11 protein-coding genes are annotated in these 14,256 nt (G+C 37.8%); 6 read left to right on the top strand and 5 right to left on the bottom strand.

The window, feature by feature from the left end; translation table 11 throughout:
- Positions 1-24: 24 nt before the first annotated feature.
- From A6B41_RS07030 to A6B41_RS07010, 5 genes are all read left to right on the top strand, one after another.
- Positions 25-1,116 (top strand): extracellular solute-binding protein, encoded by a 1,092-nt coding sequence (locus A6B41_RS07030; protein ID WP_027074346.1) that lies wholly within the window; start codon positions 25-27, stop codon positions 1,114-1,116.
- A 152-nt stretch (positions 1,117-1,268) separates the two neighbouring features.
- Entirely contained in the window at positions 1,269-2,660 is a 1,392-nt protein-coding gene (locus A6B41_RS07025; protein WP_027074347.1) for an MATE family efflux transporter, read from the top strand.
- A gap of 60 nt (positions 2,661-2,720) precedes the next feature.
- Positions 2,721-6,248 (top strand): exodeoxyribonuclease V subunit beta, encoded by a 3,528-nt coding sequence (gene recB / locus A6B41_RS07020; RefSeq protein ID WP_027074348.1) that lies wholly within the window; start codon positions 2,721-2,723, stop codon positions 6,246-6,248.
- Positions 6,249-6,358: 110 nt separating this feature from the next.
- Positions 6,359-6,544 carry a type II toxin-antitoxin system HicA family toxin gene (locus tag A6B41_RS07015; RefSeq protein ID WP_027074349.1) on the top strand — a complete coding sequence of 62 codons (186 nt, stop codon included), beginning with the start codon at positions 6,359-6,361 and terminating at the stop codon, positions 6,542-6,544.
- A 30-nt stretch (positions 6,545-6,574) separates the two neighbouring features.
- The gene (locus A6B41_RS07010; RefSeq protein ID WP_027074350.1) at positions 6,575-7,015 is read left to right on the top strand and encodes a type II toxin-antitoxin system HicB family antitoxin; all 441 of its coding nucleotides are present in this window, start codon (positions 6,575-6,577) and stop codon (positions 7,013-7,015) included.
- A 73-nt stretch (positions 7,016-7,088) separates the two neighbouring features.
- Here the strand turns inward: A6B41_RS07010 and greB are convergent, their stop codons facing one another.
- From greB to A6B41_RS06985, 5 genes are all read right to left on the bottom strand, one after another.
- Positions 7,089-7,565 (bottom strand): transcription elongation factor GreB, encoded by a 477-nt coding sequence (gene greB / locus A6B41_RS07005; protein WP_027074351.1) that lies wholly within the window; start codon positions 7,563-7,565, stop codon positions 7,089-7,091.
- A 92-nt stretch (positions 7,566-7,657) separates the two neighbouring features.
- Entirely contained in the window at positions 7,658-8,938 is a 1,281-nt protein-coding gene (gene pepB / locus A6B41_RS07000) for an aminopeptidase PepB (protein WP_027074352.1), read from the bottom strand.
- A 137-nt stretch (positions 8,939-9,075) separates the two neighbouring features.
- On the bottom strand, positions 9,076-9,894 hold the full coding sequence (locus A6B41_RS06995; RefSeq protein WP_027074353.1) for a 5'-nucleotidase, lipoprotein e(P4) family: 819 nt from the start codon (positions 9,892-9,894) through the stop codon (positions 9,076-9,078).
- A 190-nt stretch (positions 9,895-10,084) separates the two neighbouring features.
- Positions 10,085-11,248: an efflux RND transporter periplasmic adaptor subunit gene (locus tag A6B41_RS06990; protein WP_027074354.1), complete on the bottom strand. Its 1,164-nt coding sequence runs from the start codon at positions 11,246-11,248 to the stop codon at positions 10,085-10,087.
- 62 nt (positions 11,249-11,310) lie between these two features.
- Positions 11,311-12,126: a Cof-type HAD-IIB family hydrolase gene (locus A6B41_RS06985; protein WP_027074355.1), complete on the bottom strand. Its 816-nt coding sequence runs from the start codon at positions 12,124-12,126 to the stop codon at positions 11,311-11,313.
- Positions 12,127-12,643: 517 nt separating this feature from the next.
- Here A6B41_RS06985 and leuA point away from each other — a divergent pair.
- On the top strand, positions 12,644-14,185 hold the full coding sequence (gene leuA / locus A6B41_RS06980; RefSeq protein ID WP_027074356.1) for a 2-isopropylmalate synthase: 1,542 nt from the start codon (positions 12,644-12,646) through the stop codon (positions 14,183-14,185).
- Positions 14,186-14,256: the final 71 nt, after the last annotated feature.

Below are 14,256 nucleotides of genomic sequence, written 5' to 3'. Positions count from 1 at the left end.
TTTTCTTTAACGGAGAAAACTTAAATGAAAAAATTAGCAGGTTTATTTGCAGCCGGTTTAGCAACAGTTGCATTAACAGCATGTAATGAAGAAAAAGGCACGGAGCCGAAAGCCGCTGCTGATGCGAAACCACAAGCAACAAATCAAACAGTTCATCTTTATACTTGGACTGAATATGTACCTGAAGGCTTGTTAGATGAATTTACCAAAGAAACCGGCATTAAAGTAGAAGTTTCAAGTCTTGAATCTAACGAAACAATGTACGCGAAATTAAAATTACAAGGTAAAGATGGCGGTTATGATGTTATCGCTCCATCAAATTACTTTGTTTCTAAAATGGCAAAAGAAGGAATGTTAGCGGAATTAGATCATGCTCAACTTCCGGTTATTAAAGAGTTAAACCAAGATTGGTTAAACAAACCTTATGATCTAGGCAACAAATACTCATTACCACAGCTATTAGGTGCGCCGGGTATTGCGTTTAATACAGCAGATTACAAAGGTGAAACCTTCAATTCTTGGGGTGATTTATGGAAACCTGAATTCGCAGGTAAAGTTCAATTATTAGATGATGCTCGTGAAGTATTTAATATTGCGTTATTAAAATTAGGTAAAAACCCGAATACAACGAATCCGGATGATATTAAAGCAGCATTTGAAGAGTTGAAAAAATTACGTCCAAACGTACTTTCATTCACTTCTGATAACCCGGCTAACTCATTCATTTCCGGTGAGGTTTCTGTAGGTCAGTTATGGAACGGCTCTGTACGCATTGCGAAGAAAGAAAATGCACCTGTTGATATGGTATTCCCAAAAGAAGGCCCGGTGCTTTGGGTAGATACATTAGCGATCCCTGCTAGTGCGAAAAATAAAGAAAATGCACATAAACTCATTAACTACTTGTTAAGTGCAAAAGTTTCTGAACAATTAACCTTAGCGATTGGTTATCCAACTTCAAACGTGGAAGCGTTAAAAGTATTACCAAAAGAGATTACGGAAGATACTGCAATTTATCCGTCTGCAGAAATTTTACAAAAATCTCAATGGCAAGATGACGTTGGCGATGCAATTGAACTTTACGAAAAATACTATCAAGAATTAAAAGCAGCAAAATAATGGCTGATTAATTATGAAACCTCCGAAAGACTTTCGGAGGTTTTTGTTTTTTAATCGCTCGTTCTATTCAATTTCTGGCTGAAACTGCAAAAAATTTGGAAAAAACGACCGCTTTCTCAAGTATAATGATAATAGTATTTTAAGAGGTGAGTATGAATTTTCAATGGCACGCATATCCTGATAATGCCCGTAAATTATTTAAACTATCATGGCCGATTTTTATCTCCCAACTTTCCGCATCGGGGATGGGCTTAGCTGATATTGTAATGGCAGGCTTAGTCAGCGATGATGATGTTTCTGCAATTGCGGTAAGTAATTCTATTTACTTCCCCCTTTTCCTGTTTGTGTTGGGGTTACTCAATGCTATTACGCCGACGGTATCTTATTTAAACGGATCTGGTAATCGACATTTAATTGCACACCAAATCAGACAAGGTGTGTGGTTGGTGTTGGTAACCTCTGTGCCATTGATTGCCATTTTTCTTAACAGCCACCTCATTTTAGATTTAATGGATACTCCGGCTGAATTTTCTCTGAAATCACAGCAATATTTGGCCGTAATAGCGATAGGGCTTATTCCTGCACTATTAGGCATTAATTTACGTTGTATGAATGATGGTTTGTCTAATCCGAAACCGGCAATGCGAATTACTTTTTTCGGCTTGTTACTTAACATTCCACTTAACTATATTTTTATTTTTGGTAAATTTGGTTTACCTGAAATGGGGGCGGTTGGTTGTGGGGTAGCAACCGCCATTGTAAACTGGATTATGTTCTTGCTAATGCTACATTACTGTTACCGTAATCCATCACAAAAAGACATTAAATTATTTGAAAAATGGTTAGAGGCACCAAGCGGTCAAACTTTACTAAAACTTTGCAAATTAGGCTTACCGATCGCTTTTGCTACTTTTACTGAAGTCATGTTATTTTCAACTTCAGCGTTGTTTCTTTCTCCTCTTGGCTCGCAAGTAGTGGCGAGTCATCAAGCGGCATTGCAGACCAGCTCACTGTTTTTTATGATACCGATGTCATTTGGGATTGCTACCACTATTGTAATAGGGCAAATGCTCGGACAGAAAAATGTGCAAGGAGCAAAAGTGCTAAGCTACCATGCTTTAATTACTGCGGCGTTGCTTGCTATTATTGCTGCGATCATTATTATTTTGTTTAATAATTTAATTCCGCATGCTTTCAGTAGTGATCCTATTTCTATCTCGATCGCTGCCAATTTATTGATTTTTGCGGCGATATACCAAATTCCGGATGCGATACAAGCAGTGGCTAACGGCATTTTGCGTGGTTATAAACACACTAAGCCGATTTTATATGTTACGGTTTTTTGTTATTGGGTGGTGAGTATGCCATTAGGCTACATTTTAGCTAGGACAAATTGGATTGTTCAGCCTATGGCTGCTCAAGGTTTCTGGCTCGTTTTCTGCATTGGTTTAAGTCTTGCCAGCGGATTACTGTTGTGGCAGATGAGAAAAATTCAATCGATTTCGGAAATACAATTAATTGATAAATTAGAGAGAATTAAATAATAGAATCTCTGCTATTACTGTTAGGATAGCAGGGATTTTCACTTTATATAATAACTACTTATGAAAAAGCTCAATCCTATTGATTTACCTTTAAATAAATCGGTGTTAATTGAAGCCTCAGCCGGCACAGGTAAAACCTTCACTATTGCCAATATCTATTTACGCTTATTGCTAGGAGTTGGCTGTTTGCCTCTTACGGTAGAGCAAATTTTGGTGGTTACTTTTACCAAAGCGGCTACTGAAGAATTAAAAGATCGAATTCGTAAAAATATTCAGCAATGTTCTGATTTTTTACAAGATAAATCAAATGGATTAGATACTCAAAGCAAAGAGAAGCCTTACCATAATAATCTCGATTTTTTAACTCAGCTGTATCCAAAAATTGACAACATTCACGAGGCCTTATTACGCTTAAGTATTGCCGAGAGAGAGGTGGATACTGCAAGTGTATTCACTATTCACGGCTTTTGTCAAAAAATGCTGGTGCAGTTTGCCTTTGAATCCGGGGTTCGGTTTGATTTAGATTTACAGCCAAATCAGAGCGAGCTATTCAAAAAATTAAGTGAAGAGGTATGGCGAGAGCAGTTTTATCCGCAAAATTTAGCCGCAACGGAAGTGATTTCTGCTGAGCTTAGTACACCTTTAGCAGCTTTGGCAGCGGTTAAGCCTTATATAAATGGAGAATTGCCTAAAGTAGCAAAAGTAGAAAATTTTGTTACCGCTTTAGAAAAATATAATCATTTTATCACTGAAATCAAAGCCGATTGGCAAGCAAATAGTGAGGAATTAGTAAACCTTATCCGCAATGATCTTGCCAAAAAAATCACTTTGCACGGTGGTTGGTATAAAGCTACAGCTTTTGAAGAGGCTGTGTTGGTGATGAACCAATGGGCGAACTCTAACAATCGTTATTTACCCGAAGAATTTTATTTATTTACTGCAGATAGAATCGCTGACGGCACAAAGAAAAACTGTGAGCCGATGAGTGTTTCTCATCTTGTAAAAAATCAGGCTTTTTGGACCGCTTACAAACAGGATTTCGCGCAAAGTTTATCTTCCGTGCTATTGTACCAATTTTTAGTCGCGTTAAAAGAAAAGCTCTCTGACTATAAGCAAAATCATTCGGAGCGTAGTTTTGATGATCTTTTAACGATGCTGAATCACGCCCTAAAACAGCCGGACATAGGTAAAGCTTTAGCTCAGAAAATTCGAGCGATTTACCCTTTTGCGATGATCGATGAATTTCAAGATACAGACCTCACTCAATATGAGATTTTTAGCCAAATTTTTATGACAGACAATAAAGGGAATGGCTTTATTATGATTGGCGATCCCAAACAGTCTATCTATAAATTCCGAGGCGCAGATATCTTCACTTACTTAAGTGCAGCCAAACAGGCAAATGAACAGTTTACTCTTGGGAAAAACTGGCGTTCTTTGCCACCTGTGGTACAAGCGGTCAATAATTTGTTTCATTTTGCAGATAGCGAACATTCCCCTTTTATCTATCAAGGCATTGGTTTTCATCCTGTTGAAGCAGATGATTCAAAGGGGAACCTTGTGAGTGAGCAAGGGCATTTTGTTTGCTATACCACTGAAAAAACAAAATTGGATGATTTTGCTGAAATCTGTGCTTATCAAATCCATCAGCAATTAAAAGCAATGGCAGAGGGCAAATTCGGGCTTGAGAAAGATAAGGAGTTTAAAGCGTTTGCAGCAAAAGATATTGCGATTTTAGTGCGTAAAGGCTCGCAAGCAAAACGTATTAAAAAAGCCTTAGAAAAGCGTAATATTAAATCGGTCTATTTGGCAGAATCGGCAAGTGTGTTTAGCTCGGAAATTGCCGCCGAACTTTACTGGTTACTGCAAGCCGGCTTGAATCCCTATAATACCAAAACATTGTTTTCTGCTTTAGGTTCAACGCTTTGGGGGCTGAGTGCTGCGGAAATTCATCGTTATAAAACAGATGAAATATTGCTTGATATTAAAGTAAATCAGTTTGTGGAATATAACACAATTTGGAAAGAGCAAGGCATTTTGCCGATGTTGCATAAACTCTATCTTGAACAAGGTATTATCCAACGTTTGAAAGGAATGCAGGGCTCAGACCGATTGATTACAGATTTATTGCATTTAACTGAAATTTTACAAGAGCAATCTCAATCGTTGGAATCTGAGGCAGAACTTGTTCGTTGGTATGAGAGACAAATTCAGTCCCCGGATTATGAAGACGAGCAGCAGCTTAGGCTGGAAAGCGAGGAAGAGCTGATTAAAATTGTGACTATTCATGGTTCAAAAGGATTGCAATATCCAATTGTTTGGTTGCCGTTTGCTTCACAAAAAAGTGACAGTAATAATTTAGACAATTTAGGTGTATTTCGTAATGAAAACGGAGAAATAGATTGGTATTTTGGTTCAATTGATGAGAATGTGCAGCAATCTCTGCAAAATGAAGAATATGCAGAAGATTTGCGTCTATTTTATGTGGCATTAACTCGGGCAGAATCTCAGATTAATCTGATTTTACCCTCTGAGATTTCAGGTTGGAGTCCGCTACATTATTTATTAAGTGAAGGAGGAACAGCGGAGAAAGTAGTTGTGTCTGAGGCCTTATCTAGCAAAGCAATTTGGGATAAGCCGATTGAGTTGAGTAATGAATTACCGTTTGAACGTTGGGAACAAGTTGAGCAAAGAGAGAATTATCAAGCAAAAAGCTTTGAGGGTAATATTCGTGTAGTGGGGCAGATTACCAGCTTTTCATCTCTCTATGCACAACATGAGCGTTTAAGTGAAGGTAAAAGTTATCGGGTAGCGAACTTTGCACAAGATCGTGATGAGAATGTGGAAATTATCGAAACCGATTATGTCGGAGAATTTAGCGTATTTTCGCCATATCACTTTCCACATGGTACAAAGGTTGGAACAGTGTTACACAGTTTTTTTGAGCATTGCCGCTTTGGACAACCGATTGAGCAGGAAAGTGTAGCAAAGATGTGTGAGCAGCTTGATTTATCAGAAGAGTGGATTGAGCCTGTAATACAATGGTTGGAGCGTATTTTAGCAACACCGTTGGCGGGAGCAGGTTTTAGTTTAAATGAGGTAAATGAAAAACAGCGTTTGAACGAATGGCAGTTCTATCTGCGTTTAAAAAACGATAAGGCGCTAGTGCTTCTCAATAAGTTGCTTAAACAACACACCATATTGGCTAAGCATCTTCCAGAACTTCGATTTCCACAGTTAGAAGGCTTTGTACGAGGTTTTGTGGATTGTATAGTGCAGATGAACGGGAAGTTCTATGTGATTGACTATAAATCAAACTTCCTGGGGCATTTGCCACAAAATTACGCTTTTGAGCATCTTCAGCGGGAAATGGGCAAACATCGTTATGATGTGCAATATTTACTTTATACCCTTGCTGTTCATCGTTATTTAACTTCTCGATTAGGTGAAAATTATGATTATGAACGTGATTTCGGTGGAGCTGTCTATCTTTTCTTAAGAGCAATGGATGGTAAGAGTGAAAATGGCGTTTATTTTGATAAACCAAGCAAAGCCTTGATAGAAGAGATAGATCGGTTATTTGGGTAGATATTACGGAAAAATGGATTACACTTAAAATAACATTTAAGTGAATAAAAAATTGACTTCGTGTGTACGCGTGTGTATTATGAAATCTGATTAAGACGGAAGGAGGAATAATGCACTCACGCGACTTAATCAAAGAACTTAAAGCCTCTGGCTGTGAATTTGTTAGGCATGAGAAAGGCGATCATCAAATTTGGTATTCTCCAAATACGAAAAAAGCCTTTATAGTACCTCATCCAAAACAATATTTGCCCATCGGGACTTTATGTTCGATCAAAAAATCGGCAGGGCTTTTATAGCCCTGCCGAGCTTAAATAAAGGAGTGACTTATGTTATTTACTGTTGGTATTGAAAGTCCTAAAAGAGAGCACGAATCCTTTGGATTGTGTGTGCCAGCACTTTGTACTGATGAATTTAGCTGTTTCAGTGCGGCAGATACGGTTGAAGATATTTTGCCAATAGTAACTGAGGCGATACATTTAGTTTTAGAAACGATGGTAGAGGAAGGCAAGGATGTAACTACTATTAAAGATTTAGGATTTCTATCCTATAAACAGAATGAGGATTTTAATTATTGTGATAGCTGGTTGCTGGTTGATATTGATATTACTGCATACTTAGGTAAACGCCAACGTGTGAATATTGTATTACCGCAGTATTTATTAGATCGTATTGATAATAAAGTAGCAAGTAGTTCCGCGTATAAAGATCGTAGTCATTTCTTAGCGATCGCAGCACAACGTGAGCTACAGCAATCCCAAGTTTTATAAATAGTTAACTGCTTATGCACTTTCATAAGCAGTTATGTGTTATTTATGGGCTCACTTTTTTAGGAAATACATATTATGCTTCATACCAAATTTTGTTGATATAAAGCAGAATTTTTCCTAATGGAGTTTCGACCCGAATTTCATCATCAATCTGTTTACCGATCAATGCTCTGGCTACAGGGGAGTCGATAGAGATCCAATTTTTCGCAGGATCAAATTCATCACAGCCTACAATGCGATATTGTTTGGCTTCGCCATCCTCGTTTTCTAATTCTACCCAAGCACCGAAAAAGACTTTTCCCTCTTGTTTAGGATGATAATCTACGATTTGCAGAACTTCTAAACGTTTTGAGAGAAAACGCACACGACGGTCAATTTCTCGTAGCCTACGTTTACCATAAATGTATTCGGCATTTTCACTGCGATCGCCAAGAGCGGCAGCATCAGAAACCGCTTGAGTTACTTTTGGCCGTTCTTCTTTCCATAAAAACTTTAGTTCTTGATCTAAGGCTTGCCAGCCTGCTCGGGTAATATAGTTGGATTTAGCCATATTTTTTCCTTCTTTGCTTGAGTAACAAGCGGTCAAATTAAGCTAATTTCTTGCAAATTTTTGCTTAAAAATGACCGCTTGTCCGATTAAGTTTATTTTGAAAGTAATAAGTTGGCTAAAGTTTTCATCCCAATACCGGTAGCACCTGCTGCCCATAAATCGCTAGCAGACTTACGGAAGGTTGCGGAGGCATCAATATGCAGCCAATTTTGCTGATAGTTTTCCACAAAGTAGGATAAAAATGCGGTAGCGGTACTTGCTCCGGCGCCGACCGGTACTGAACCGATGTTGGCAATATCGGCAAAAGAGGAGGAAATTTGTCCGCGGTGAAACTCTTCAAAAGGTAAACGCCAGAACGGTTCGTTTTCCGCTTTAGCGGAGCAGAGTAGAGCTGCAGTTAAATCATCGTCCATTGATAATACTGAGTGATAGTCATTGCCGACGGCTACTTTTGCTGCACCTGTAAGGGTCGCTGCATCAATGATAAATTGAGGATTTTGTTCGCAAGCATCAATTAAACCGTCTGCTAGTACCAAACGTCCTTCGGCATCGGTGTTTAAAACTTCCACTGTCACATTATTGCGGTAGGTAATAATATCTCCGAGTTTGAATGCATTGTGGCTAACCATATTTTCCGCACAGCAGAGATAGAGTTTAACTCGTTGATTTAAGCCTTTGCTAATGGCAAATGCTAAAGTCCCTGTTAATAAAGCGGCGCCTCCCATATCAGTACGCATCGTCGTCATACTGTCGCTGGGTTTGATGCTGTATCCGCCGGTATCGAAAGTAATACCTTTGCCGACTAAACAGGCAAGAACAGGCGCATTTTCATCACCGCTTGGATTAAAGTCTAATTTAAGTAAAGCAGGTGGGTTGATAGAGCCTTTTCCGACAGTCCAAATGCCGTGATAACCTTTTTCTTTTAATGTTTCTCCATGAATAATTTCATAAGAAACCGTATTCGCATTTGCACTGTTTTGGATAAATTCAGCCGCTTGTTGAGCTAATTTTTGAGGAGTTAAACGGTCAGATGGCTCGTTGATAAGCTCTCTGATGAAAGTTGAGCATTTTAGACGATATTCAAATTCTGTTTGTTGTTCGCCTAAGTTTGGATATTCAACTGTGCCTTGGCTGCGAACCGAGGTAAAACCTTGATGAAATGCCCAGCAGGCTTCTAAATGCCAGCCGTCGCCTGAAAGTTTGACATTTAAAATACCTTGGTTTTTGATTTTTCTGGCTGCTTTTTGAATAGTAGCGAGATCGTTTGTTGTATTATGGATAATAAAGCTGTGATTATCGGCTGAAAGAATCGCATTTTTCCCCCAAATTTCCGGAGCAGCTTGTTGCGAAAGCATAATATTCATTGACGTCATTTTAGTCTTCCTTTAATTGGTTCAAGTGCGGTTATCCTAACAAAATTTTGCAAAACTATATAGAAAAATGACCGCTTGTAACGATTAACGTATAAGCGGCCACATTTACAAAATGGTATAAAGTAGCAAGTGATTAATTATTTTCCGTCCCATGCTTTAATTGCATTGTGGCGAATTTTGATTCGGTTTTCAACATTGCCTTTGTAGTAGTCTTTGTCTAAACCACCTTCCCAGTCACCATAATTAGGATTTGGTAGTATGATGAATTTCTTACCGAATAGTTTGCTGTTTTCACTGACAAAAGCTCGGCGTTCAGCATTTGATTTACGGTAGGTCGCATCACCAAAATCATTTAAGTTATCCCCGATATAAAGGACTATCTCATAACCTTGCTTTTCAATTTCTTCGAAACGAGGTGTTTTGTTCGATTTATCTTTCTTCAGAAATAAAGTTTGTTCATTTACACCGGTAAAACCTAGTTTTTTCATATCATCAATGGTAGCGGCTTTTTCATTGCTGTCTTTACGGTTAGAGACATAGAATACGGTGCCTTTTTGGCTATTTACATAGTTGTTAAATTCAACTGCACCGGCAATTGCGCCTGTTTGGCGTGCGTTAACCCAGCGAGTCCAGCTTTCACTATCAAATAACTGATGGTTTTTCACTTGCCAGCCGGCATAAGGACTGTTATCTACCATTGTTTCGTCTAGATCAACGACAACAGCTTTTTTCTTTCCTTTTTTAGCTTTTGCCTGATCAAAAGCTACTTTTGCAGTATTAAATGCTTGATGAGCCAGTGCTTGATATTCGCCGGATTGTTGTACCCAGTTGACACCTAAGGTGGCTTGCTCTTGCAACACCATCTCATGGTGTTTATCATTTTTTTGATGATGACTACAAGCACTTAGAGTTAAGATTGCTACCGTTGTAAGTAGAGGGAGTTTTAGCGTTTTCATACAATATCCTTAATTTTATTGTTGATAAGGGAATGGTATTATACTTAAGAATGATAGGTCCTTGCTACATTTTTTGATGCTAATTATTTAAATAGAATTGCAATATATAGGGAATATGCCCTATGTGTTTAATAAATGAAACGGTTGATTTCACAAAAAATATGTAAAATCAACCGCTTGTTATTTTAAGTTAGAAGATTCTTGGCCCCCGGGCAGAGCTGACTTTCTCATCATTTGCACGTTGAGTTAAGATCACTTGATCTCCTTCATTGATACCGGATAAAACTTCTGTATTTTGACCATCAGCCATTCCAAGAGTAATAGCTTTTTCCACAGAGATACCGTTTTCCAGCACATTTACGTAGTTCTCTTTACCTCGTTTTTTAATAACCGATGTTGGAATTACCAGCACTTGCTCCCGTTTTGCAATAGTGATTCGAGCCTGTGTTGTCATGCCTATACGTAAGCTGTTATCTGGATTATCTACCAATAAATTAGCATAGTAATAAATTGCCTCGGTATTGCCGGATTTCTCTGTGTAGTTATTATCGGTGAGATTTGTTAAGGCAGGATCAATGCTATCAATGGTTGCATTATATTCCCGCTCCGGTTCGGCTAGTGTCGTAAAATTCACCTCTTGCCCTGTTTTAACCTGTGCAATATCACCTTCCGAAATCTCTAATTTTATTAACATTTTGGATAAATCTGCTACTTGAACTATAGTTGGAGAAGTTTGGTTTGCATTAACTGTCTGCCCGACTGAAACTGGTACTGAAACAATTACTCCCTCTATTGGTGAGATGAGCTGAGTATAATTTAAGTTAGTTTTGGCATTATTAACGGAGATTTCAGCGGATTTAATTTGAGCTTTAATGTTATCAACATTTGCTTTTGCCGATGCTAGCGTGTTTTTGGCTGTTTCTAAATCGCTTAAAGAAGTGCTGTTTGCTTTATACAATTTAGTTAAACGGTTGTAATTAGATTGCGCAACCTCAAGTGCGACTTTCGCTGAGCTTAATTGTGCTTGATAGGCAGAGAGTTGTGCTTCTGCAGTGCTTAAACTATTGCTTTGGTTGCTTGAATCGATCTCTGCAATCAAATCACCTTGTTTAACTTTTTGCCCAAGTTTAACATAAAGATTTTGGATTTTACCTGAAACTTGAGCCCCTACCTCAGTGCGTTTATTGGCACGAACAGAGCCGGTCGCAAGTACTTTTTTATCAATGCTGGTGCGTGTTACCTGCTCGGTAATATAATGAATCTGTTCATTTTTTTGTTGTTGATTGTAGTAGAAATATCCACCTATTCCGATAGTGGTAATTAGCACAAGTAGGGCTAATGGTTTTAGTTTCATAGTATTCCTTTAAGTTGGTGTGAGGTACAAGCGGTCAAAATTGAGTTATTTTTTGCAAAAATTTAAATAATGCCGAATATGTCTCGAATATAGCTGGCAACGGCTTCATCTTTATTGTTACCAATAACTTCATTATTGGGTAATAATGCTTTTAAGCGTGGGTCAGCATTTGCCATTAGGCAGCCTTTTCCTGCAGCAGCGAGCATTTCTGCATCATTCATACCATCCCCAAAAGCGATACAGTCTTTTAGAGTATAGCCTCGTAATTTGACCAATTTTTCCAAAGAGTTAGCTTTGCAAACTCCCTTTGCCATTACTTCTAGACAGAGCAGCGCTGAGTAGGTCATCTGTACACTATCTCCATAATTCGCTTGAATGTAATGTTCAATTGGAATTAGAGCTTCGGGTGTTTTACCGATAAAGAAGACTTTTTCGGTTTGTTTACCATGATGATTCGCAAAATTTATTACTTGGTAGCTAAAACCAGAATCTTGGTGATATTTTTTTAGCTCTTCGATTTCTTTATTAATAAACCATGTATCGCCTTGATAGCTATTTAAACAGACATTTTTATCATCAAATTTAATATTCATGAGTGCTAAGGCAATATCTTCGGGCAAATGTCGGTTAATTAATGTATTGCCGTTTAAATCATTGGCTCTTGCGCCGTTTGAGGTAACCAGCATTGCATTTTTTACCTTCACTTTACGGATAATGTGTGAGACATCAGGGTAATTTCGACCTGTAGCGAAAAAGATATCCACGCCTTGTTGGGATAATTTTTCCAGGGTCTCTATAGTAAAACGACCGATTTTATGATCGGCATTCAAAAGGGTACCGTCAAGATCTGAAATAATGGCACGAAAAGGTAAATTCATAATATATCCTTAAAACTTAAAATTGGTGAAAAGGTATCAAATTTGAGTTCAAACTTCAAAGAAAATAGTGTTATAGCTTTTTTTAAAAAAATTAACAAAAAATTAAAAAATATTTTTGAAAGTTGAAATATTTAATTTTGTATTTAAAGGTAAAGTATTCTCTTAAATTAATAAGTGCAAATGGTTTTTTTATCTAAATTAAATTGCTTTATTAGATAAATCATCTGTTTTTATTACTCAAAAATAAAGGGTAACCGTTTGCGTTAGGTAAAAATACTATTGACATTACTTTGGATGAAGATAATATACATCCATTACCGAATAACAATGAAACATAAACACACACAACACAATATGGAAAAATTTACCCTTCTCCGATTATCTCTATTATCGTATTCTGTGCGAGTATAGAGATTGTCTGGAGAAAGTAAATGGACTATCCACATCTTGCCCGCACTTTAACCTGCGGGCTTTTTTTTATTAGGTAAAAATATTTCAAAATAATTAAGGATTTTCTATGAGCAATAATATTATTATTTTTGATACAACTTTACGTGATGGCGAACAATCATTAAAAGCAAGTCTAACAGTAAAAGAAAAATTACAAATTGCATTGGCATTAGAGCGTTTAGGCGTTGATGTAATGGAAGTTGGTTTTCCGGTTTCTTCATCCGGTGATTTTGAGTCTGTTCAAACAATTGCACGCCATATTAAAAATAGCCGTGTAGCGGCACTTTCTCGTGCGGTCGCAAAAGATATTGATGCAGCTTATGAAGCATTAAAAGTGGCGGAGGCTTTTCGTATCCACACCTTTATTGCAAGTTCAGCCTTACACGTTGAAGCAAAATTAAAACGCTCTTTTGATGATGTTGTTGAAATGGCTGTTGCGGCAGTAAAACGTGCCAGAGGTTATACCGATGATGTGGAATTTTCCTGTGAAGATGCCGGTCGTACAGGTATTGATAACATCTGCCGTATTGTTGAAGCAGCGATTAATGCAGGTGCAACTACAGTGAATATTCCGGACACTGTAGGGTTCTGTTTACCGAATGAATACGGCAATATTATTCATCAGGTAATGAATCGTGTTCCAAATATTGATAAAGCGGTGGTATCGGTTCACTGCCATAATGATTTAGGTATGGCAACTGCGAATTCATTAACTGCAATTCAAAATGGTGCAAGACAGATTGAATGTACAATTAACGGTATTGGTGAACGAGCAGGTAATACCGCCTTAGAAGAAGTTGTTATGGCAATCAAGACCCGCCAAGAATTCTTAGGCGTGGATACTCGTATTAACACGCAAGAAATTCACCGAGTGAGTCAAATGGTAAGCCAATTGTGTAATATGCCTATTCAACCGAATAAAGCGATTGTAGGCAGTAATGCTTTTGCTCATTCTTCAGGTATTCACCAAGACGGTATGCTTAAAAATAAAAATACCTATGAAATTATGTCGCCGGAGACTATTGGTTTGAAAAAAGAGAAGTTGAATTTAACTGCTCGTTCAGGCCGTGCTGCGGTGAAAGGGCATATGGCAGATATGGGTTATACTGAAACCGATTATGATTTGGATAAATTATATGAGGCATTCTTACAGTTAGCAGATAAAAAAGGTCAGGTGTTTGACTATGATTTGGAAGCTCTAGCATTTATTGATATGCAGCAAGGTGATGAAGACAGATTAAAATTAGATGTTATTACCTCACAAACTATTAGCACATTGCCGGCTTCTGCTTTCGTTCAAGTTGAGTTAGACGGCAAGCGAATGAACCAAACTTCAAATGGCGGAAATGGACCGGTAGATGCGGTTTATAATGCGATTATGCAAATTGTCGGAATGGATTTGAAAATGTCACATTATAATTTAACTGCGAAAGGTGAAGGGGCGGAAGCTTTGGGACAAGTGGATATTGTAGTTGAATACGAGGGTAGAAAATTCCATGGTGTAGGCTTGGCAACAGACATTGTGGAAAGTTCTGCAAGAGCCTTAATCCATGCTATCAATGCGATTTACCGTTCACAAAAAGTAGCGGATTTAAAATCGAAGAAATAGTTGTCGCTTATCTGTGATAAAATATTACAAGCGGTCAGATTTTTTGAAAATTTTGCAAATTTTCGATAAAA

Origin of the sequence: Mannheimia granulomatis (assembly GCF_013377255.1) — a bacterium.
In the GTDB taxonomy this organism is placed as follows: domain Bacteria; phylum Pseudomonadota; class Gammaproteobacteria; order Enterobacterales; family Pasteurellaceae; genus Mannheimia; species Mannheimia granulomatis.
Note: the sequence above shows the minus strand (reverse complement) of the source record. Positions and strands in the feature narration are given on the sequence as shown.